General features: G+C 43.5%; 25 protein-coding genes. 14 read left to right on the top strand and 11 right to left on the bottom strand.

Annotation, left to right across the window (positions count from 1 at the left end; genetic code table 11):
- Positions 1–324: 324 nt before the first annotated feature.
- Together LYNGBM3L_RS09800 and LYNGBM3L_RS45615 are read left to right on the top strand one after the other, a co-directional pair.
- Positions 325–558 carry a hypothetical protein gene (locus LYNGBM3L_RS09800; protein ID WP_008181918.1) on the top strand — a complete coding sequence of 78 codons (234 nt, stop codon included), beginning with the start codon at positions 325–327 and terminating at the stop codon, positions 556–558.
- Positions 559–1256: 698 nt separating this feature from the next.
- A complete protein-coding gene (locus LYNGBM3L_RS45615; RefSeq protein ID WP_008181917.1) occupies positions 1257–1544 on the top strand; it encodes a hypothetical protein in 288 nt (95 codons plus the stop codon).
- Here the strand turns inward: LYNGBM3L_RS45615 and LYNGBM3L_RS40275 are convergent.
- On the bottom strand, positions 1526–1711 hold the full coding sequence (locus LYNGBM3L_RS40275) for a hypothetical protein (protein ID WP_131827191.1): 186 nt from the start codon (positions 1709–1711) through the stop codon (positions 1526–1528). The two genes, LYNGBM3L_RS45615 and LYNGBM3L_RS40275, sit on opposite strands and share 19 nt — an antisense overlap.
- Positions 1712–1725: 14 nt before the next feature.
- Between LYNGBM3L_RS40275 and LYNGBM3L_RS09790 the strand changes: the two genes are divergently transcribed.
- The 3 genes from LYNGBM3L_RS09790 to LYNGBM3L_RS09780 all read left to right on the top strand — a co-directional run bounded on the left by LYNGBM3L_RS09790 (position 1726) and on the right by LYNGBM3L_RS09780 (position 6959).
- Positions 1726–2907 (top strand): hypothetical protein, encoded by a 1182-nt coding sequence (locus LYNGBM3L_RS09790; protein WP_008181916.1) that lies wholly within the window; start codon positions 1726–1728, stop codon positions 2905–2907.
- Positions 2908–3048: 141 nt separating this feature from the next.
- Positions 3049–4479 (top strand): caspase family protein, encoded by a 1431-nt coding sequence (locus LYNGBM3L_RS09785; protein ID WP_008181912.1) that lies wholly within the window; start codon positions 3049–3051, stop codon positions 4477–4479.
- A complete protein-coding gene (locus tag LYNGBM3L_RS09780) occupies positions 4479–6959 on the top strand; it encodes a tetratricopeptide repeat protein (protein ID WP_008181909.1) in 2481 nt (826 codons plus the stop codon). Before LYNGBM3L_RS09785 ends, LYNGBM3L_RS09780 begins: the two co-directional genes overlap by 1 nt.
- 27 nt (positions 6960–6986) lie before the next feature.
- On the opposite strand, the gene LYNGBM3L_RS09775 is transcribed toward LYNGBM3L_RS09780, so the two are convergent.
- Positions 6987–7517 carry a GNAT family N-acetyltransferase gene (locus tag LYNGBM3L_RS09775; protein ID WP_044492567.1) on the bottom strand — a complete coding sequence of 177 codons (531 nt, stop codon included), beginning with the start codon at positions 7515–7517 and terminating at the stop codon, positions 6987–6989.
- A gap of 184 nt (positions 7518–7701) precedes the next feature.
- Between LYNGBM3L_RS09775 and LYNGBM3L_RS09770 the strand changes: the two genes are divergently transcribed.
- Positions 7702–8295 (top strand): hypothetical protein, encoded by a 594-nt coding sequence (locus tag LYNGBM3L_RS09770; protein WP_044492566.1) that lies wholly within the window; start codon positions 7702–7704, stop codon positions 8293–8295.
- A 6-nt stretch (positions 8296–8301) separates the two neighbouring features.
- On the opposite strand, the gene LYNGBM3L_RS43190 is transcribed toward LYNGBM3L_RS09770, so the two are convergent.
- Complete coding sequence (locus LYNGBM3L_RS43190; RefSeq protein WP_154659737.1) at positions 8302–8442, bottom strand: hypothetical protein; 141 nt, start codon at positions 8440–8442, stop codon at positions 8302–8304.
- A 151-nt stretch (positions 8443–8593) separates the two neighbouring features.
- On the opposite strand from LYNGBM3L_RS43190, the gene LYNGBM3L_RS45610 reads away from it, so the two are divergent.
- The gene (locus LYNGBM3L_RS45610; RefSeq protein ID WP_008181906.1) at positions 8594–9019 is read left to right on the top strand and encodes a hypothetical protein; all 426 of its coding nucleotides are present in this window, start codon (positions 8594–8596) and stop codon (positions 9017–9019) included.
- A gap of 86 nt (positions 9020–9105) precedes the next feature.
- On the opposite strand, the gene LYNGBM3L_RS09760 is transcribed toward LYNGBM3L_RS45610, so the two are convergent.
- A complete protein-coding gene (locus LYNGBM3L_RS09760) occupies positions 9106–9483 on the bottom strand; it encodes a hypothetical protein (RefSeq protein WP_008181905.1) in 378 nt (125 codons plus the stop codon).
- An 18-nt stretch (positions 9484–9501) separates the two neighbouring features.
- On the opposite strand from LYNGBM3L_RS09760, the gene LYNGBM3L_RS48525 reads away from it, so the two are divergent.
- Positions 9502–9627 carry a hypothetical protein gene (locus LYNGBM3L_RS48525; RefSeq protein WP_267872007.1) on the top strand — a complete coding sequence of 42 codons (126 nt, stop codon included), beginning with the start codon at positions 9502–9504 and terminating at the stop codon, positions 9625–9627.
- 32 nt (positions 9628–9659) lie between these two features.
- Here LYNGBM3L_RS48525 and LYNGBM3L_RS47185 read toward each other — a convergent pair whose 3' ends face one another.
- From LYNGBM3L_RS47185 to LYNGBM3L_RS09745, 3 genes are all read right to left on the bottom strand, one after another.
- The gene (locus LYNGBM3L_RS47185) at positions 9660–9854 is read right to left on the bottom strand and encodes a hypothetical protein (protein WP_008181903.1); all 195 of its coding nucleotides are present in this window, start codon (positions 9852–9854) and stop codon (positions 9660–9662) included.
- Positions 9854–10054 (bottom strand): hypothetical protein, encoded by a 201-nt coding sequence (locus LYNGBM3L_RS47180; RefSeq protein WP_008181902.1) that lies wholly within the window; start codon positions 10052–10054, stop codon positions 9854–9856. The genes LYNGBM3L_RS47185 and LYNGBM3L_RS47180 overlap by 1 nt, the downstream gene beginning before the upstream one ends.
- A gap of 255 nt (positions 10055–10309) precedes the next feature.
- Entirely contained in the window at positions 10310–10702 is a 393-nt protein-coding gene (locus LYNGBM3L_RS09745; protein ID WP_131827420.1) for a hypothetical protein, read from the bottom strand.
- Between the two features lie 867 nt (positions 10703–11569).
- Between LYNGBM3L_RS09745 and LYNGBM3L_RS46435 the strand changes: the two genes are divergently transcribed.
- The 3 genes from LYNGBM3L_RS46435 (at position 11570) to LYNGBM3L_RS09720 (ending at position 15935) form a co-directional block, all read left to right on the top strand.
- On the top strand, positions 11570–12565 hold the full coding sequence (locus tag LYNGBM3L_RS46435) for an acylneuraminate cytidylyltransferase family protein (RefSeq protein WP_052308418.1): 996 nt from the start codon (positions 11570–11572) through the stop codon (positions 12563–12565).
- Between the two features lie 13 nt (positions 12566–12578).
- On the top strand, positions 12579–14492 hold the full coding sequence (locus LYNGBM3L_RS09730; RefSeq protein WP_008181893.1) for a thiamine pyrophosphate-binding protein: 1914 nt from the start codon (positions 12579–12581) through the stop codon (positions 14490–14492).
- A 759-nt stretch (positions 14493–15251) separates the two neighbouring features.
- Complete coding sequence (locus LYNGBM3L_RS09720; RefSeq protein ID WP_008181889.1) at positions 15252–15935, top strand: HAD hydrolase-like protein; 684 nt, start codon at positions 15252–15254, stop codon at positions 15933–15935.
- A 451-nt stretch (positions 15936–16386) separates the two neighbouring features.
- On the opposite strand, the gene LYNGBM3L_RS09715 is transcribed toward LYNGBM3L_RS09720, so the two are convergent.
- On the bottom strand, positions 16387–18672 hold the full coding sequence (locus LYNGBM3L_RS09715; protein ID WP_008181888.1) for an RNA degradosome polyphosphate kinase: 2286 nt from the start codon (positions 18670–18672) through the stop codon (positions 16387–16389).
- An 82-nt stretch (positions 18673–18754) separates the two neighbouring features.
- Positions 18755–18967, bottom strand: coding sequence for a hypothetical protein (locus tag LYNGBM3L_RS09710; RefSeq protein WP_008181887.1), 213 nt, complete (start codon positions 18965–18967; stop codon positions 18755–18757).
- A 181-nt stretch (positions 18968–19148) separates the two neighbouring features.
- Between LYNGBM3L_RS09710 and LYNGBM3L_RS43185 the strand changes: the two genes are divergently transcribed.
- From LYNGBM3L_RS43185 to sodX, 3 genes are all read left to right on the top strand, one after another.
- Positions 19149–19304 carry a hypothetical protein gene (locus tag LYNGBM3L_RS43185; RefSeq protein ID WP_154659736.1) on the top strand — a complete coding sequence of 52 codons (156 nt, stop codon included), beginning with the start codon at positions 19149–19151 and terminating at the stop codon, positions 19302–19304.
- Positions 19305–19457: 153 nt separating this feature from the next.
- The gene (gene sodN, locus LYNGBM3L_RS09705) at positions 19458–19931 is read left to right on the top strand and encodes a superoxide dismutase, Ni (protein WP_008181886.1); all 474 of its coding nucleotides are present in this window, start codon (positions 19458–19460) and stop codon (positions 19929–19931) included.
- A 360-nt stretch (positions 19932–20291) separates the two neighbouring features.
- Complete coding sequence (gene sodX, locus LYNGBM3L_RS09700; RefSeq protein ID WP_071986846.1) at positions 20292–20639, top strand: nickel-type superoxide dismutase maturation protease; 348 nt, start codon at positions 20292–20294, stop codon at positions 20637–20639.
- A 23-nt stretch (positions 20640–20662) separates the two neighbouring features.
- On the opposite strand, the gene LYNGBM3L_RS09695 is transcribed toward sodX, so the two are convergent.
- A complete protein-coding gene (locus LYNGBM3L_RS09695; protein ID WP_008181881.1) occupies positions 20663–21283 on the bottom strand; it encodes a hypothetical protein in 621 nt (206 codons plus the stop codon).
- A gap of 208 nt (positions 21284–21491) precedes the next feature.
- The gene (locus LYNGBM3L_RS09690) at positions 21492–21689 is read right to left on the bottom strand and encodes a hypothetical protein (protein ID WP_008181880.1); all 198 of its coding nucleotides are present in this window, start codon (positions 21687–21689) and stop codon (positions 21492–21494) included.
- Positions 21690–21697 lie beyond the last annotated feature (8 nt).

The following is a 21697-nucleotide window of genomic DNA, read 5'->3' as shown; positions in this document are numbered from 1 at the left end:
CCCACCCTACGATTACTGCTGCCCCATACTTCCCTAAGTTACTGTCGGTGGGCAGTGCCGATTCAACCGATTACAAGCTTTTTAATTGCTATGAAGCACTGCCCACCCTACGATTACTGCTGCCCTAACTCTATAGGATTATTTTTATCAAAAATGTAAACAAATAAAAACTATTTGATATTCCCACCCTGGCCACACTTTAAACACTCCCCACCCTCTCCACAATCTCCATATTTCGTAACAAAAAAAATTCCTAAACCCCTTGACAATATATTAATTTATTAATATATTTATAGTGTAAACCATTTACACTAATTACTGGTCATGAATCAAAACATTAACCCCAACTCCGATGACAATCAAAACCCTGACAATCAAGGTCGCAAACCTAAGAAAGTCAAGCACATCTTGATTGGTTCTCCTAAACAAGTTCGGCATACTATTTATGCCATTTATGGCCTTAAATACGCCTATCCCGATGAGTGGAGCACTCCCGAGCCTACGGAAAATCCTGGTGAGGTGATGACCACCTTGATTCGGTATTTATATCTAGATTAGGATAGGGTTTTGCCAGGGTTTGCCGCCCTGGCGGCCAAGAATTGTGGAGGTTATTTTTAAGCTATCAGCTATCAGCGTGTCGCGTATCAGCGTGTCGCGTATCAGTTATCAGCCATTCGCGTAGCGTGGCCAACGGCTGACCACTGACCACTGACCACTGACCACTGACCACTGACCACTGACCACTGACCACTGACCACTGACCACTGACGGCTGACTACTGAATGCTTACGTGGAGGGTTAGTAAACAGCTAGAGAAAATGTCGCAGAGTCTACCAAAAACTTTTATTATTTGTTAGACTTAAATTAGGGTAACACCGACAGGGATTATTATGTAACTTAAATTAAAGCCGAAAACCAAGGGTTTAATAGTTGCGCTCTCGACCTACGGTGGAACTAACGTTTTGACATTTTTATGGCGCTCGCGGGATATTCCTGAGAGCTTTGGGAGATACCCCCTGGATGCTATTGCATCTTGCATTGGCGGGCCAAGGTCTATCTTGGTAGACTTTGGTAGCTAAAAAGTATCGGGTATAATGTAAACAGAGTTAGGATGTGCTTGCTGGAAAGCAGTACCTGAGTAACTTGATAAGAATGGATTCCTTGATTCAGTTTTTGTTTGGATTTGATGACAGCTAAGCTGTACTCAATTAGGTTTACACAATAGAATTCGGTCAAGCATTTGGGTTAAACCAAACTTGACCGAATTTTTTTATCTAAGCTATCAGCTATCAGCTATTAGCGGTCAGTTATCAGCGGTCAGTTATCAGCTATCAGCTAGCGGTCAGTTATCAGCGGTCAGTTATCAGCTATCAGCTAGCGGTCAGTTATCAGCGGTCAGTTATCAGCTATCAGCTAAAGGCCGTTGGCCACGCTACTTGAGGTGCTATCAGCTAGCGGTCAGTTATCAGTTATCAGCTTATGCGCTACGCGCACGCTACACGAACAGCTATCAGCTGAAGTCACATCAAGTAGCCTGCACGTAGGGCATATGCTTACCTTTCAGCTTTTGAATAAAAGATATAAGCATTCTTTTAATCTGAGTTAAGTCTGCTGACGGCTGACCGCTGACCGCTGACGGCTGACCCCTGACCGCTGACCCCTGACCGCTGACCGCTGACCGCTCACAGTAAAATATATAGATATTGATCAACTATCTTCTCAACTATGACAACTCTCGTATTTGTCCATGGCACAGGGGTTAGGCAAGCTGCCTATGAGCAAACCTTTAAGATAGTTGAGGGTTTTGTCACAAAACAACGTCCAGATATTACCGTTGTTCCTTGCTTTTGGGGTGAGCAATTTGGGAGTAAGCTCAATGCTGAAGGGGCATCGATACCCTTGTATGATGCTACCTTAGCTCTGGATCAGGGAGAAGAAGAGGATCAAACTATTATTCTTTGGCAGGAGTTATATCGCAATCCCCTTTATGAGTTGGGATTGTTGTCGTTTAAACCTAGGACTGGTGGTGATAGTAATCCCTTTGGAGAACAACCGGGTGATCAATTACATGACCGGTTGCTGGATTTGATTCCTACTGGAGAATTGCAAGAAAAATTACAAGCAGCGGGCATAGCAGAGGTGTTTGATCAGGCACGACGCCATGTTACTCGCAGTGCTGTTTATCAAGAAGTATTAAACCAAGTCTCTGATTCAGATAGTGACTGTTATGATACTATCGCAAGAGCAATTGTTGCTCAGGCAATTTTTGACTCTCAGCAGCACCACCATGGCTTCATCCTTCCTGATCCGGAATTGCGTGATCAACTCGTGAAATCACTCAGTAATGCTTTGGGTAAGGAGGAAGACTTGGGATTGGGTGACTGGATCCAGAAACCACTTTCCTTATTGGCGGGTCCAGCGACAGCTTGGGTGAGGAGTAAGAGGGGTGCAATTACTGAAGCAAATACTCCTACACCTGGTGATATTATACTCTATCAAAGTCGGGGTCATAAAATACGTGATTTTATCCAAAAAACTATAGAAGATGCTGAACCACCAGTTGTTATATTAGCCCATAGTTTAGGAGGGATTGCTTGTGTTGATTTACTGGTAACTGAACCAATGGCACAGGTGACATTATTAATTACAGTTGGTTCTCAAGCTCCCTTTTTATACGAAATTAATGGCTTATATAGCCTAGAATTTGGTCAGCCTCTGCCCGACTTTTTTCCGGAGTGGTTGAATATTTATGATTCACGCGATTTCCTTAGTTACATTGGCGCTACTCTATTCCCTAATAAAGTGCAGGATGTTTTGGTGGATAGTAAACAACCGTTTCCCCAAGCTCATAGTGCTTATTGGACAAACCCAGCTACCTGGAAAGCAATTATCCCGCGATTACCATGACTATGGGTTCATCTCATATTTGCTGTTTGAACCGGTGGTGCGTTACGGGGCGGGCTATCACAACCCTGGCTACGCAAAAAATCATGGCAAGTCCGCCCCTAACGCACCCTACGGGACATTTATAAAAGTGAGATGCACTCCATGACCATTAATGCTAGGCCAGAAAAAACCTATGGGTTGATTGTCGGTATCGAGAACTATCAAGCAACAAACTGGAATGTTAATGGTCCCGTTCATGATGCCATCAAGTTTGCTGATTGGTTGTTATCACAAGCAGTGCCAACAGATAATATCAAGCTCTGTTTGTCTCCTTTAACTGAAAATAGTGAACTGGTTAAGGAATTTGAGATAACGTCAAAGCCAGCAACGGAGCATAATCTAGTTGATATCATTACCAATGACCTGTCCCAAAAAAACGGAGATTTACTGTTTATGTTTTGGGCTGGTCATGGTTTAATTACTTCGGAGCGGAATCGCAGGCTACTTTGTGCTGATGCTAGTAAAAATAATTGGCAGAATCTAGATTTTAATTCCCTGTTACTGCTTTTAGGTTCAGATGCCTTTAAAATTCCACATCATATTTGTATAGTCGATGCTTGTGCTAATTATGTTTTAGAGTCAAAAGGGCGACCAACCAATTTGGGAGGGAAACAGTTTCCTAGTGGTCAACCTAGGAAAGACAGTCAACAGTTTGTCTTACTAGCTACTAGAGAAGGGGAGACAGCCAAAGTTAACTCCTCAGAAAAAATGGGATACTTTTCCCAAGCAGTAAGAGAAGCGTTGGCGCACCATGACTGGCTGCCAGATATGCCAGCAGTTGCTAAGCACGTTAAACAACAATTTGCTAGTTTAAATAAACAACAACTACCAACCTATTTTTATCGGCGCAGTTGGGATGGTGATCGGGAGGATTATCATCCTAATCCCTTTGAAATTTCCCACAATATACCCAGTACTCAAGCCTGTAAGTTTGTGGATAGACACCAGCCACTGGAAAAGTTACATCAGCTATTGCAAGACAATACTATTGTGGCGATTACTGATCGCACAGGTAAGGGGGGAGTAGGGAAAACAGAACTAGCAATTCAATACTCTTGGTACAAATTAGAAGATTATCCCGGTGGATGTTGTTGGTTGTATTTCAAGGGAGTCGATATTGTAACCCAGCTCTCGGAATTTGCATTTGTGAATGATTTTCCTAGTTTTAAGATTCCTGAAAATCTCAGCATTGCTAGCCAACTGGCTTATTGCTGGAGAAAGTGGCAACCAGGTAAAGTTTTATTGGTTTTCGATAATGTCACTGATATCAAGCAAATCAAAGACTACTTACCGCCCATGGGTTCTCGATTCAGGGTATTAATCACTACACGTAGCTCACAGTTACCCTATGCGTCAATTCCTCTAGGGGGATTACCAGAAACAGAGGCTCTAGAATTATTAGCAAACTTGTTAAGGCAAGAGTTTGATCAACAAGAGCTAGAGTTTGCCAAAACACTCTGTCAAAAAGTTCGCTTTGAACCTTTAGCTTTATACACTTTGGCAGGGCTGTTCTCAAAGCCAGGGAGTACATGATGCTAGAAGAAATTTTATTGCTCCTAGAGCAAAAGCAATCTCAAGAAGGTGACTGTAGTACAACAGATGTTGTGCTGGAACTCAATTGGGATTCTTTACAGTCTTCAGCTCAAACCATGGCTGGTCTCTTGAGTTTATTTGCTTTAGCTCCTATTTCCTGGTCATTAGTATCCCAGGCTGCTTCAGCTGCTAGCTTAAACTTTGATTTGGTAGTTAATCGTGATATCTTAGTTCAAAAGTATTTACTACAGAAGTTGGATGATAATACCTACCAACTTCAGGAACGGATTAGAGAATTTTTGAGTATCAAGGGGGAACAATTAGCTGATATTGAAATCCTCAAACAGGGCTTTTGTTCAGCTATCGTAGCAATAGCAAAGGATATTCCTCATACCCCAACTCAGTCAGACATTCTAGCAATTACTCCTGCTATCCCTCACCTGGTGGAAGTTGTCACTAAGCACAAGGATTACTTAAATGACGAAGATTTAATCTGGCCTTTTGTGGGCTTAGCCCGCTTTTACCAGGGTCAAGGAGCTTACCAGCAAGCATTGCCTTGGTATCAGCAATGCTTATCAACGGTTAGAGAGCGCTTGGGTGAAGAACACCTATATGTAGCAGAAAGCCTCAACAACCTGGCTTTACTGTACCAGAGCCAGGGGCGCTACCAAGAAGCGGAACCGATGTACCAGCAAGCCTTAGACCTGAGGCAAAGCCTGCTGGGTCAACAACACCCAGATGTGGCCACCAGCCTCAACAACCTGGCCGGACTGTACAAAAGCCAGGGGCGCTACCAAGAAGCCGAACCCCTCTTCCAGCAAGCCTTAGACCTGAGGAGACGCCTGCTGGGTGAAGAACACCCAGATGTGGCAAGAAGCCTCAACAACCTGGCCGGACTGTACAAAAGCCAGGGGCGCTACCAAGAAGCCGAACCCCTTTACCAGCAAGCCTTAGACCTGATGAAACGCCTGCTGGGTCAACACCACCCTAATGTGGCAACCAGCCTCAACAACCTGGCCGGACTGTACAAAAGCCAGGGGCGGTACCAAGAAGCGGAACCCCTTTACCTACAAGCCTTAGACCTGACGCAACGCCTCCTGGGTCAAGAGCACCCATATGTAGCAATCGTCCTCAACCACCTGGCCGGACTGTACTCAAGCCAGGGACGCTACCAAGAAGCGGAACCCCTGTACCAGCAAGCCTTAGACCTGAGGAAACGCCTGCTGGGTCAACACCACCCAGATGTAGCCACCAGCCTCAACAACCTGGCTTTAGTATACTGGAGCCAGGGACGCTACCAAGAAGCGGAACCCCTGTACCAGCAAGCCTTAGACCTGAGGAAACGTTTGCTGGGTCAACAACACCCAGATGTGGCAAGCAGCCTCAACAACCTGGCAGTACTGTACGAGAGCCAGGGGCGGTACCAAGAAGCGGAACCCCTGTACCAGCAAGCCTTAGACCTGAGGAAACGCCTGCTGGGTCAACAACACCCAGATGTGGCAGAAAGCCTCAACAACCTGGCAGGACTTTACGAGAGTCAGGGGCGGTACCAAGAAGCGGAACCCCTGTACCAGCAAGCCTTAGAGCTGAGGAAACGCCTGCTGGATCAACAACACCCAGATGTGGCCACCAGCCTCAACAACCTGGCTTATCTGTACGAGCGCCAGGGATGCTACTGGGAAGCGGAACCCCTCTACCTGGAAGCCTTAGAGCTGAGGAAACGCCTCCTTGGTCAAGAACATCCAGATGTGACTACCACACTCAACAACCTGGCAGGACTGTACGAGAGCCAGGGGCGGTACCAAGAAGCGGAACCCCTGTACCAGCAAGCCTTAGAGCTGAGGAAACGCCTCCTTGGTCAACAACACCCAGATGTGGCCACTAGCCTCAACAACTTGGCTTATCTGTACGAGCGCCAGGGTCGATACGAACAGGCCGAACCCCTTTACCTGGAAGCCTTAGAACTGAGGAAACGCCTGNTGGGTCAACAACACCCAGATGTGGCCACCAGCCTCAACAACCTGGCAGTACTGTACGAGCGCCAGGGTCGATACGAACAGGCCGAACCCCTCTACCTCGAAGCCTTAGAGCTGAAGAAACGCCTGCTGGGTCAACAACACCCAGATGTGGCCACCAGCCTCAACAACCTGGCAGTACTGTACGAGCGTCAGGGGCGATACGAACAGGCCGAAACCCTCTACCTCGAAGCATTAGAGTTGAGGCAACGCTTGCTGGGTCAACAACACCCAAATGTAGCACAAAGCCTCAACAACCTGGCTTCTCTGTACTCAAGCCAGGGGCGCTACCAAGAAGCTAAACTCCTTTACCAACAGGCTCTACAGATTGCTGTCAAGCAGTTGGGAAAGGAACATCCTACAACCCGCACTATTTCCGGTAATTTGAAGAATCTATTGGGAAGATCCCAATTTGGCAAATCGGCTCAAACTAACGAAAATACTAGGGTTTTAAAGCATAAATAAAAGTGTTATAGCAATCCTAGCAACCTATCACCATAGTTTAGGATTATTTAAAGACTTTACGCATTTGATATTTACAGCAGCACATGGCTCCTCTATCTCGCCAAGTAGGAGCGCCTGCCAACCAAAAGGCCACTGCAATGGATATGGAGGAATGAAATGTGTTGCCAACTCTGCCTTAAAGCCAAATCGTTGATAATACCTAGGATCACCATACACGAAGACAATATTCACATTCATACTACGCAATCTCTTAATCCCAGCATCAATTAGTTGACTCCCGATACCATTACCTTGGCATTCTGGCTTAACAGCGAGTGGTGCCAGAATATAGCCATGAAAATCTTGTTTTTCGGAAATAAATACAGGACTATATGCAACGTTTCCAATTATTTTATTGTCATCGACTGCTACCAATGATAAGGTACATGGCTCGGTAATATTGGATATGAGGTCATCAGCGAGAGATGCCACAAGATCACCCTCCCCGGTAGGAAAGGCTGACATATGTAAGGAGCGCACGCTCTCACGATCCCTTATTTCTGCATCTCGGATAATCATGTTGTGCGGCTTCATGTATTGAGTTATTATTTAATTCTATATCCCATAAGGTACAACTTGATCCCCCTAAATCCCCCTTATTAAGGGGGACTTTGAAGTTGAAAAGCGTACCTCATAACTGAGAGAAACGCTATATTATTCAATGTTTAGTCTAAATTACAGTTTTGATCAACCCAAGGTTTCTATGAAAAATCTAACTCTGCTATCTGGCACACTCCTGATTGCTACCTCTGGATTGGTTTTGGTGGCACCCCAGGCAGCTTCAGCTTTAAATTGGAACTGGAGTTATTCTGCTCCTGGTATCGAAGCCAGTGGTACTTTCACTACTAATGATACTCCTGATGATTTGGGTTTTTTCCTGATTTCTGAAATTACTGGCACCCGCAACACCGAAACAATTACTGGTTTGCAACCTACTGGTACTTCTACACCGGGAAACGAACCTTTCGAGGTTGACAATTTAATTAGTATTGATGGTAATCAGTTAACAACTGACGGCTTTGGGTTTTCCACCTCAGCTGGAAACTTTGTTAATGTCTTTTTCGCTAGTTTTTTGCAGCCCCCTAGTTTTTTTGAAATTTTTTCAGCACCGCCATTTATCACTGGTTTTGAAAATTTTGGACCAGAAGATAGCGAGTTGCCGATTAGTTTTTCTGCGAAACCGGTGATTGTCCCTGAACCCACTCATAGTATAAGTATCTTTACCCTTGCCATTCTCGGCTTAGCTTCAACCATCAAACGTAAGCTGAAACCTTCCCCATCTAAACAAAAGGTTTAGCCTCAATTACTCATCAGTAATAAAAAACTGATTTGTGAGTAAGGTATTAGGAAAGGGAGTAGGGAGTAGGGAGTAGGGAGTAGGGAGTAGGGAGTAGGTACCGGTGCATCTCAGTTTTGAAATTAGGCAAAAGTGAGATGCACCCAACAGGCAATAATTAATCGAGTATAAAGGGATTTTGGGTAATGTAAAAAGCGGTAATATTTTTATTAAATTACTACAGGAAATGCTATACTAAATCGAAATGCTATACTAAATTAGTATTGGTGTTCATAAGCTATTTATAAATGCTATAGCAGTGAGTAATAACAACGATAGATTAGACCGGATTGAAGCAGTGGTGGAGTCATTAGCCCGTTCTGTACTAGCTCTTGCTAATGACCATCAACAGAGAATTCATACCATTGAAAATGTTGAAGCAGTGGTGGAGTCATTAGCTCGTTCTGTAGAAGCTCTTACTAATGATCATCAACAGAGAATTCAGACCATGGAAGAGGTTGAAGCAGTGGTGCAGTCATTAGCTCGTTCTGTAGAAGCTATTGCCAATGACCATGGAGAGAGAATTCAGACCATGGAAGAGGTTGTCAATAGAGTTACCAGAGTTGAGGAAGGATTGACTCGGATGTTAATAGCTATCGATGATGACCGTCCCACTATTCTCAGGAAACTTAACACCATTGAAAATAAGCTGGATAGTTTACTAGAAGGGAACCAAAACAATTGATATAAATCTCCCTTGCCCCTTTTGCTTAAGCATTCAGCTATCAGCCCTCAGCTGACCGCTGATAGCTGAGGGCTGATAGCTTAGATTTAAGCTGGTTGAGATTTAGTCAATAATTTCAGAATTTCTACAATCTCACCCTGTCGGTTAGACAGTTGTTCCTGTCGCTGGGAAAGTTGTTCTTGTCGCTCATCTAAGTTCTCCATTAGGCCATACATTCGGGATTGACTTTGAGCTAAATTAGACTGAGAGTTTGCTAAATCAGCCATCACAGAATACAGTCGAGCGCGGTCTCGTTTGAACTCATTGACAGTATCGGTTAGGGCTTCGATAGCACAAGCATTAGAATCTGTTCTTTGACGAAGCTGTTCAATTCTGTGACCGAGCTGTTCAATCTGTTGGTCGATGCGCTCAATGGCAGTTAGTAAACGGTTAAAACGGGTATTAAACTGGTCTGAGTTTGTCATTTGCTGCAATAGTGTTTAGTGTTTTCTCAAGAGCTATCAGCAGTCAGCGGTCAGCGGTCAGCGGTCAGCCAAAGGCCACGCTACGGGAACGCTGGGCGAACAGTAGCACCATCTGTAGCCCATAGGCTGATAGCTGATCACTGATAGCTGATAGCTTACGCTAGTGGTTATAAACCCTAATTAGATTGAGTCAATAATTTCAGAATTTCTACAATCTCCCCCTGTCGGTTAGACAGTTGTTCCTGTCCCTGAGAAAGTTGTTCCTGTCGCTCATCTAAATTTTCCATAATGCCATACATTCGGGATTGACTGTCCGCTAAATTAGCCTGAGATTGAAATAAATTAGACTGAGATTGTGCTAAATTAGCCATTACAGAATACAGTTGAGAGCGATGGCCTTTGGCCACGCTACGCGAACGCGTTTGAACTCATTGACAGTATCGGTTAAAGCTTCAATGGCACGAGCATTAGAATCGGTTCTTTGACGAAGCTGTTCAATTTGTTGGCTAATCTGCTCGATCGCAGTTAGTAAAAGATTGAAACGGGTATCAAACTGGTCTGAGTTTGTCATTTGCTGCAATAGTGTTTAGTGTTTTCTCAATAGCTATCAGCAGTCAGCGGTCAGCGGTCAGCTGCTAGTGGTGCTTCAGGGGAGCCTTCATGTTTCGCCTCGTAGCCAGGGTTAAGTTGCTGCCCGTAACCCACCACTGCTGGGTCAAACTGATCACTGAGAGCTGATAGCTGAGAGCTGATAGCTGAGAGCTGATAGCTGAGAGCTGATAGCTGATCACTGATAGCTAAATGCTCACGCTAGTGGTTCTAAACCCTAATTAGATTGAGTCAATAACTTCAGAATTTCTACAATCTCCCCCTGTCGCTGGGAAAGTTGTTCCTGTCGCTCATCTAAGTTGGCCATCATCCCATACATTCGGGATTGATTTTGAGCTAAATCTGCCATCAAAGAGTATGCTTGAGCGCGATCTCGTTTGAACTCATGGACAGTATTGGTTAGAGCTTCAATGGCACGAGCATTAGAATCAATCCTGTGACCGAGCTGTTCCATCTGTTGGCTGATCCGTTCAATCTGTTGGTTGGTCTGCTCGATGGCACGAGCATTAGAATCGGTTCTTTGACCGAGCTGTTCAATCTGTTGGGTGATCCGCTCGAAGGCAGTTAGTAAAAGGTTGAAACGGGTATCAAACTGGTCTGAGTTTGTCATTTGCTTTGCTGCAATAGAATGTTTACGATAGTAGTTATCAATTGGTTGAAGTACGTTTTGGATTTTAGGTAACAGGCAATAGGGCATAAAATAAAAAATCTGTGTAAATCCTAAGTAGTATCACCGCTATTATTTTGATTAAACTAGTGTAGATTCTGTTTATGGTGTTATTTTTATAGTGTGATTTGCGATTACACGCTGTGAATGTTAATTTTTACCATTGCTCTATTAGAACGGGTTTTTACTACTTATGATTTACCAGATGATTTACCTTGGGCAAAAGGCCACGCTACGCGAACAAGTTTATTTCCTTATTAAGGAAATGCTGTGGGATTTAGTTCACGGTGGCAAGGAGCAATTATTACTACCTAATCCCTACTTCCTAAAACCCAGTAATTTGTACTTAAAGTAATTGATTGAGCCATATATAATTATACACTATACTTGTCAATATTGACAAGTATTAAAATTAGTAATTACTAATAGATAACTAACTGCAATAATGAGTTATTATAAAACCAACAATTACTAGTAAAATTGTAACGGGCAAGATGCCCGTTATACTCCCGACTACCGTTAGCTGTCAGCCGTCAGCTGTTAGCCGTCAGCTGAAAATAAACCTCGTTTAGGATTGCTATAACTGATAGCTGATAGCTGTTCGCGTAGCGTGCGCGTAGCGCTTAAGCTGATAGCTGATAGCTGATAGCTGATAGCTGATAGCTGATAGCTGATAGCTGATAACTGATAGCTGATAGCTGATAGCTGATAGCTGATAGCTGATAGCTTACCTATTCCCTATTTCTGTAAACTATAAAGTGGTGATCAAAAATTTGCCAGCAAGATTATTGTCTAAGATCAAGAAAATTGGTGGATTCTAAAACTCCGACAGTAGTTGCCCTAATTCCAGCCCGGGCTGGTTCCAAACGAGTACCTGGTAAAAATATTCGTCGTTTAAAAGGGCATCCGTTAATTGCTTATACTATTGCTGCTGCAACTCAAAGCCAAGTGTTCTCATCCGTGATTGTTTCCACTGACTCAGAAGAGGTGGCGGAAATTGCTCGTTACTATAGCGCTGAGGTACCATTTTTGCGTCCGCCAGAGTATGCTACCGACAAGTCACCAGATATTGAGTGGATTGATTACACCCTGAGGCATTTGAGTAATCTGGGGCGAGACTTTGATTGCTTCAGCATCCTGCGACCAACCAGTCCTTGTCGCCAACCCCAGACGATTCAACGAGCTTGGCAAGCGTTTTTGGCTCAAGCTGATCAAGTAGACTCCTTACGGGCAGTAGAGAAATGCCAGCAGCATCCTGGGAAAATGTGGGTACTCAACGGCAGCCTGATGAAACCGTTGCTTGAGCAGAACACTTTTGAATTAGGCAATTGTCAGGTTAACCATAACCTCCAACCCCCCAACCTACCCTTCTCGAACCCCAAAGGCCAACAACCTTGGCCAAAAGGCCACGCTACGCGAACAACCTTCAACCAGCTAACCACCCAACCAGCCAACCTTGGCCAAAAGGCCACGCTACGCGAACAACCTTCAACCCCCCAACCTTCAACCCCCCAACCTTCAACCCCCCAACCTTCAACCCCCCAACCTTCAACCCCCCATACCCCCTGGCATAGTACTCCCTATCAGGCCTTGCCAGAGGTCTATGTGCAAAATGCTAGCTTAGAAATTGCTTGGTCAAGAGTAGTGCTGGAAGAGTATACAATTGCTGGAAAGGTGATTATGCCATTTATTACCCATGATCATGAGGGATTAGATATTAATGACTTGAAAGATTGGTGGTATGTGAACTATTTAATAGAACAGGGAGACGCTCACTTACCTCTCGTCTGTCAAAAACCAATTTAGTTATATTTATTAAATGACAAATCTATCTCTAGTCCCGTTTCGGGAGTTTGAACGCCTGAAGGATTTAGACATTACTCCCGAAACTCATACTGAGCTTTTTGCTACCTACTGTCGAATCAATACTTTATATATGATAAAACAGGCTGGTTCAGGGCATATTGGTAGTAGTTTTAGTAGTTTAGATATTGTTTGTTGGCTGTTTTTAAATGAATTACGGGTTAGGAAAACTAACTCTAATCAACCACGGGATATTTATTTTTCCTCTAAGGGTCACGATGTACCGGGTTTTTACTCGGTTTTGATTGGCCATGGTTTGCTGGAGTTTGAGCGTATCCATAGCTTGAGGCGGTTAGATGGACTTCCTGGTCATCCAGATATTTCGATTCCGTTGTTGGAAACGAATACTGGTTCCTTGGGAATGGGGGTTTCTAAGGCTAAGGGGATGATTAGCGCAAATCGGCTGATGGGTCGAGAGGGAAATGTTTATATATTAACTGGGGATGGGGAGTTGCAGGAGGGTCAGTTTTGGGAGTCTCTCCAACCAGCAGCAAATCTGGGATTCCATGAGATGACTGTGATTGTGGATCATAATAAAATCCAGTCCGATACTTGGGTGTCCCAAGTGAGTGACTTGGGGGACTTGGAACGGAAGTTTGCGGCCTATGGCTGGTATGTTGAGCGCTGTGATGGTAATGATGTCAAGGCTTTAGGGAATGCGATCGCAAAATTGAAAGCAGTCACTAACCAGCCCAAAATCCTGATTGCTGACACCATTAAGGGCAAAGGAATCTCCTTTATGGAACACACGGCCATCAGACCAGAAGACAACTTATATCACTTCCATAGTGGCGCACCGGATGATGAAGCCTACACGACCGGAGTCGCAGAACTAATTGCTGCTGCCAATACCCAATTGGAACAAGTTGGAGCATCCCCCTTAGCATTGGAGATGCTATCCTATGCCAAACCTGCTGTAGCTGATGGGGCGCAACGACTGGTTAGTGCCTATTCCAAAGCTTTGGTTACCCAAGCAGAACGGAATCAAGACCTGGTGGTACTCGATGCGGATTTAATGCTCGATTGTGGCTTGATTCCCTTTAAAGACAAGTTCCCGAAACGGTTCTTTGAGTGTGGCATTGCCGAACAAGATATGGTATCCCAGGCCGGGGGGATGGCACTGAAAGGGTTACTGCCGATCGTGCATTCCTTTGCTTGTTTCCTATCCACCAGACCCAATGAGCAAATCTATAATAATGCTACCGAACGGACTAAGATTATTTATGTTGGCTCCCTAGCTGGGTTGCTACCCGGTGGTCCTGGTCATTCTCACCAATCGGTAAGGGATATTTCTGCCCTAGGAGCGATACCGAATATGGTGATGATTGAACCAGCTAATGAAGCAGAAGTATCCCTAGCTCTAGACTACTGTTTGCATCGAACTATCAGTAGTTGCTATATCAGGCTAGTCTCGATCCCCTGTCAGATTCCCTATCAATTGCCAGAGGATTATCAGTTGGAGTTGGGTCAGGGGATTGCCTTAACTGAGGGGCAAGACGCTATTTTATTTGGTTACGGTCCCGTGCTGCTGCCACAAGCCTATCAAGCTGCCCAGTTATTGGCTCAGAATCACGGTATCACCCTAAAAGTAGTCAATTTGCCTTGGCTAAATTTTGTGGATTTAGACTGGTTGGAACAAATCCTCCAAGGTTACTCCTGGGTGTTTACCCTGGATAACCATTATGTAATAGGAGGACAGGGGGATCGGATTGTAAGTGGGTTGGCAGAATTAGGATTGTCTGGGCAAATACAGGTCAGGCAATTTGGAGTATTTGATATTCCGAAATGCGGTCAAAATCAGGAAGTGCTTCGTGCTCATGGGCTGGATGCTGAAAGCTTAGCATTTGAGATTAATAAAACTATGATGTAGCATTTTTATTTAAGTTGTGAATATACTCCCTCAAGCCAAGGCAAGAGGCAAGAGGCAAGAGGCAAGATAAGCATTCAGCCGTCAGCTGTCAGCCGTCAGCTTACTTAAAATCAACCTTCTTGAACGGGAGAATTTAATAGTTCGAGATTAATCAGAATGGAAAGTATGGGGAAAAGCACATCTAAGCATATGCGCTACGCGCATATGCTGAAAAATGATAGCTGAAAAATGATAGCTGATAGCTGATAGCTGATAGCTGATAGCTGAAAAATGATAGCTGAAAAATGATAGCTGATAGCTGATAGCTGATACAGGGTAAGCGCAAGAATCAATAAGCTGTAGCTTATTGAGAAAAAACTGGGTTCATTCTCAACTATTAAACTCTATTGAGAATCAAGTTCTACGAGATTATAGGGGTTTCGAGCCACGATCAACCGATATCCAGCCAATGCACATTATGGGCAATTTTTTCTTGCGCTTACCCTGGATAGCTGATAGCTGATAGCTGATAGCTGATAGCTGATAGCTGATAGCTGATAGCTGAAAAATGATAGCTGATAGCTGATAGCTGATAGCTGATAGCTGATAGCTGATAGCTGATAGCTGATAGCTGATAGCTGATAGCTGATAGCTGATAGCTGATAGCTGATAGCTGATAGCTGATAGCTGATAGCTGATAGCTGATAGCTTACATAAATGTTATAATAACGGTAATTAAATAACAACTATTGCCTCAAGTTCTATTACCATAGAATTGTAATGACTACCGTTTTATTTTGGGACATCGACAGCACTTTATTAACCACAAAACGAGCCGGGATATTTGCCCTAGAAGAGGCGGCTAGTGAGGTAATTGGTGAAACGGTTTCACTGACAAATCTAGAAACTGCAGGAATGACAGACCCAATAATTGCTGCTAATATTCTAAAGCAGTACGGTTTGTCCCCAGAACCGAAATTGGTGGATCAACTGCTGGAAGGCTACGTTAACTACTTGCCTCAAAGTTTGCCCCGCCGAGAAGGATATGTCCTGGAGGGGGTAATTGAAATTCTAGATGCTTTGCATGATCGAACTGATGTGGTTTCGATGTTGCTCACAGGAAATATCGAAGCAGGAGCAAAGGCAAAATTAAGCTATTATGGCTTGGCTGATTACTTTAGTGGTGGTGGATTTTCCGATAAAACTGAAACTAGAGTTGATATTGCCGAACAAGCTTTAGCGATCGCATCCGAGAAGTATGGTGTGATCCCATCTCAAAAGACTTACGTCATTGGCGATACTCCCCATGACATTCACTGTGGCAAAGCCATTGGTGCTCGTGTGATTGCGGTTGCCTCTGGTCCCTATGACCAGGAGTCCCTAGAGGAACATCAGCCCTGGTGGGCTATACCATCTCTGCCATCATCAACAGTGTTTATGGAAAAGATTGGCTTGAAAATTTAGAATGTAGAATTGAGAATGTAGAATGTAGAATTGAGAATTGAGAATTGAGAATTGAGAATTGAGAATTGAGAATCCTACATTTTACCTTCTAAGTTTTACCTCCTACATTCTCCCTCCTAAATCTTTAATTCACCATTCACCATTCTCCCTCCTAAATCTTTAATTCTTAATTCTACATTCTTAATTCTACATTCTTAATTCTACATTCTTAATTCTACATTCTTAATTCTACATTCTTAATTCTACATTCTTAATTCTACATTCTTAATTCTACATTCTTAATTCTACATTCTTAATTCTACATTCTTAATTCTACATTCTTAATTCTACATTCTTAATTCTACATTCTTAATTCTACATTCTTAATTCTACATTCTTAATTCTACATTCTACATTCTACATTCTACATTCTTAATTCTACATTCTTAATTCTACATTCTTAATTCTACAACTATCCCATCCCTGCTGATTGCAACGCCATGTCCATCAAAATCTGATGAGCCGATTCTTCTTTAACCCCTGGAGCTGGCTGTCGTTGGATATAGGTGCCATCAGGCTGTAAATCCCAAGCTTGACGGTTATCTGCTAACATAATTGCCAGGATTTCTTCCAAATCTTTGGTAATCTCTGGGTCTTCCACTGGTGTCACTGCTTCTACCCGTCGATCCAAATTACGACGCATCCAGTCCGCACTGCCAATATAGACTTCGTCTTGACCCTGATTTTGGAAGTAAAAAATCCGTGAGTGTTCTAAAAAACGACCCACGACACTCACCACACGGATATTTTCACTGACTCCTTTAAGACCAGGACGCAGACCACAAATTCCCCGCACAATCAAGTCAATTTTTACACCAGCTTGTGAGGCGTTGTAGAGGGCGGCAATAATCTTGGGGTCTAGTAGGGAATTCATTTTGGCAACAATACGACCTGTTGCCCCGTTGCGGCAATGTTCAATCTCCCGCTGAATCATTGCGATCATGCGATCGCGTAAACTAAATGGTGCGACCAACAACTTTCGATAAGACTTTTGCCGTGAGTAACCGGTCAAAGAATTAAACAAATCTGTCAAATCTGCCCCTAAGTCATCACGGCAACTCAATAGTCCTAAATCAGTATATAGTTTGGCAGTCTTAGAATTATAATTCCCCGTCCCAATGTGAACATACCGACGAATTTTATCTGCCTCCCGACGCACCACCAGCACAATTTTAGTGTGAGTTTTTAAACCCACCAAACCATAGATCACATGAACTCCAGCCTGTTCTAACTTCCTTGCCCAAACAATATTATTTTCTTCATCAAAACGAGCCTTTAGTTCTATGAGCACCGACACTTGCTGACCATTTTCTGCTGCTCTAATCAAGGCATCGATAATTGGTGAGTCACCAGATGTGCGATATAAGGTCATTTTGATGGCTAGAACATCTGGATCTTGAGCGGCCTGGGTAATAAAGCGCTCTACCGTTGCGCTAAAGGAATGATAAGGATGGTGTACCAGCAAATCCCTACTGCGAATCACGCTGAAGATATCTTCCACATTCTCTTCCCCGATAGGAAAGCGCAGGCGTCGGGGCACCACTGGTTCCCACACAGGGTTTTTCAATTCTGGCCGTGGCAATGCCATCAACGACATCAAGTCACCCAGTGCCAACAGACCGTCGAATTCATAGACATCGGTTTCTTCCAGTTCCAGCTCTCGCATCAGGGTTTTCCTGACTAACTTGGAGGTGGTCACAGGAATTTCCATGCGCACGGCAGAACGTCCAAACCGTCGTTTCCGTAGTTCCTCTTCAATCGCTATCAGCAGGTCATCTGCCTCGTACTCCTCTACTGTCAAATCAGCATTGCGGGTAATGCGGAAGGGATGACACTCCTGAATCTTCATCCCTGGAAACAGAGACTCCAAATTATGGGCAATGATTTGTTCGAGAGGAACACCAGTCCAACTAGTCGTTTTTCCATTCTGTTGTTGCTGCAATTTTTCCGGGAGGGGAACAAAGCGCTTTAAGACTCTAGGAACTTTCACCCGAGCAAACAATTCTGCTCCCGTTTCCGGGTCTTTGACCACTACCGCCAGATTCAGGCTGAGATTGGACATGTAAGGAAAAGGATGGCTGGGGTCTACAGCCAGGGGAGTCAGAACTGGAAAAATTTGCTCGGAATAGTAGTTTTCCAGGTAATTCCGCTGTTTCTGGTTCAAGTCCACGTAGTCCAGAATGTAAATCCCTGCTTTGGCTAGCAGGGGTCGCAGTTCCTGCTCACAGTGTTGATGCTGTTGAGTTACCATCGGTAACAGCCGCACTCTGATCGCATCGAGTTGTTCACTAGGTGTCCGACCATCGGGTGTCCGTTTACTAACTTGTGCTAGCACCTGTTGTTTTAAACCAGCCACCCGCACCATAAAGAATTCATCCAGGTTAGAGCTAAAGATGGCCATGAACTTCAGACGCTCTAACAGAGGCGTTCGGGGGTCCGTTGCTTCATGTAATACTCGGTTATTGAACTCCAACCAGCTCAGTTCTCGATTGAAGTAATAGTCAGTGTCACTCAGATTAAGCTCAATAGTGAGCTGTTGAGATTCAGACGTATTCTTTTTAACTTCAAATATTGTCTGTTTAAATTCAGAATTATTCTTTTTAACTTCAAATATTGTCTTTTGAGATTCAGATGTATTATTTTTGAATTCAAATGTCGTCTGTTCAGATTCAGACTTATTCTTTTTAGCTTTACCCATGATCCTCAGAGTTAACCCACCTGATCAGGCTGTTTTGTCCCAGCGATAGAATAGTCATCCAGATTCTATCGTTAAACGAACCTCAAGGATTGAACACTTCGTCTTCTCTACCTACCCACCATTGACCTAAATTCATCAAATCCTGGTGAATATCTTCTAGTTCTCTGATATAAGCTTCCGATGATAGGGTCGCGCGGCGCTCCTGAAGTTTCTTCAGACGCAGTTGCACCAGTAACCAGGGTTTGGAGATGCCGTCAGTAGCTTCTATATATTGCGCTAACTCTTTACTATTCATGAATTTAAGTTTAAGTTTGTCTAATTTTATAATTAAGGTAACACAAAATATTAATAAATGTAAATTTATTTTTATTTCGGATTGTTATTTGGTATAATTAAATGCTTTTACAACTCAGTGAAGTCAGTGCGTCCGCAAAACCCTCGCGCTAAATTAATTAGTTGCGGTTTAAATTAGTGCGATGTTCCTTTGGAGCCGCTACGCTAACGCTAAACTCGATGAGATCCCCTCATCTCCCGACTCCCGATTCCCGATTCCCGATTCCCCACTCCCCACTCCCTATCTTCAAATCCACTATCGATTTAGGACACAAATTGCTATAACTTACTATGGGTAGGGGGGGGATGGAATAGATTGGGCTAACTAAGTTAGTTAACTAACTTGGTCTAGTCGGTTGTCAAAAACCCTGATTAGCCATTGGCTATCCTGGGCTATTCCTCTCTTACCGATATTTACCACGTGCTCTGACCACAAGCGAACTCTAAAAAATATGTTGAAAAAAGTTATTGCCCAGCTCAAAGACTGGTTCCCTGCTCCAGAAGTCCATGCCCACTGCGATGGACCTTGCGGGGTGTATGACCCAGCTGCTGCACGTATCACCGCTGAGGCAGTACTCTCCATGACCAAGAAGATCCTTGATCTTGAGCCACCTGCGAGTAATGATCCAACGGCAGTAGTTGCTTACCAAAATACCCTATCCCGGTTCATTGCTATTAAGGAAGAGCAGGCTCAGAAGACCAAAGAGGAAATACTGATCCTGTGGACAGACTATTTCAAGCCAGTACACTTGGAGCAGTTCCCAGACCTACACGATACCTTCTGGAAAGCCGCAAAGTTATGCTCTGCCTGCAAGGTGGAAGTTAGCCTTGAGCACGCCAATGAGCTACTTGAGGCAGTAGAGACTATCCACAAGATTTTCTGGGCAACCAAGAATCGCGATATCGTCTGGTATAAGGCTAGCTAAACCTCAGAATGGTGAATTAAGAATGTAGAATGCAGAATGCAGAATGCAGAATGTGGGATGTAGAAGGCAGAGTGTAGAAGGCAGAGTGTAGAAGGCAGAGTAGTGTAGAAGGCAGAGTGTAGAATTCTTAATTCTTAATTCTTAATTCTACATTCTTAATTCTACATTCTTAATTCTACATTCTTAATTCTACATTCTTAATTCTACATTCTTAATTCTTAATTCTTAATTCTACATTCTTAATTCTTAATTCTTAATTCTACATTCTTAATTCTTAATTCTTAATTCTACATTCTTAATTCTACATTCTTAATTCTACATTCTTAATTCTACATTCTTAATTCTACATTCTTAATTCAAATGCTTTCTATCAAAAACAGTATTCCTGAGCTACTACTTTGGATATTGCGAAAACGGTTACGTTTCAGAGTTACAGGAGTATCCATGACTCCCCTGTTCAAACCAGGAGAGGAAATCTTAATTGATCCAAGAGCTTATCTGAACATTCCGCCCAAGATTGGTGACATTGTTGTGGCTAGACACCCTTACCAAAACCACTTGCGATTAGTGAAACGGGTAACTTTGGTGCTCGAAGATGGACGTTGTTTCCTTAAAGGAGACAACCGATTAGAAAGTACCGATAGCCGCTCGTTTGGTTTAGTGGATTCTCAACAAATTATTGGTAAAGTAACCAGTCGTTTTTTTTAATCGTTTTCTGTAACATCTTAAAGTTATCCCTTGGAATGCCTTTTTGGTTTTACCCACGCTACTCGCCCAAGAATTAATAAGCCAATCGCTGAAGGAGAACCGACGAACAGATGAAGCGCCTGCTCTCCGGTAATAATCAGAGCCATACCAAAACCAACGGCAATCAGATTTGCGAATAATGGGAATAGAAAAACTCGCCAGTCCCTCATAACTACGTACCAGTTATATACAAAAATGATCGAAGGAACTAATTGCACCAACTGCATTAATCCTTTGCCCTCTTGCACACCATAAAGTAGGGGTACAGCAACCATGCTGGCAACCAATATCACATCCAGAAAGCGGGATTTTTTCAGTCCCAGGGCAATCAAGCACATGCCAGCAGTAATGAAGGTATAGAATAACCGATTGAGATCAGAAATTTGGCTCACATAAACCCAGTCATCCCCGATGTGTTCAGCCATTTCGTAGGAGTTAGCGATCGCAAAACAAGCATAGCCACAGTAGATCAGTGGTAGCGATCGCAGCTTGACTACAGAGGTATAGAATTCACTCCGATAAGAAAAAATCCAGATGTTAACCGCAGCAACCAGATAAACCAATAGATGGGCGGCAATTATTGCCAATTTCAACAGCGTGGGCATTGATTAGAATAATGTGATATTGTCTCTAGGAGCATAACTATCATAGTAATAATTCAGCTATCAGCAGTCAGCTATCAGCAGTCAGCAGTCAGCTAATTCGCTAGGCCCACGCTACTGAAGGTGTTTATGGAAGTAAAGTCCCAGCGCTGGTGGGGTGAATAATCCGGTAGTAAAGTTCTAAAACTTCACGCTATTGTGAGATAACCCATTAAGCTAATCGGCGATAAAGTTCTGAATTTTTATCCAAAACGTATGCTGTAGCATCATGAAAAGACAGTTCTGACTGAGTTAAATATTGCTCAACACTCATCAACACTAACTCTTCTATCGAAACATTCAGGTTAGCTGCAATGTCTTGGAGTTGTTGCAAACGCTCATCCGGTATCGTAATCTGGATAGAACTCATAGCTATTA

The sequence above is a fragment of the Moorena producens 3L genome (assembly GCF_000211815.1).
GTDB lineage: Bacteria > Cyanobacteriota > Cyanobacteriia > Cyanobacteriales > Coleofasciculaceae > Moorena > Moorena producens.
The sequence above is the reverse complement of the archived record's forward strand: the minus strand, read 5'-3'. Positions and strand labels throughout refer to the sequence as shown.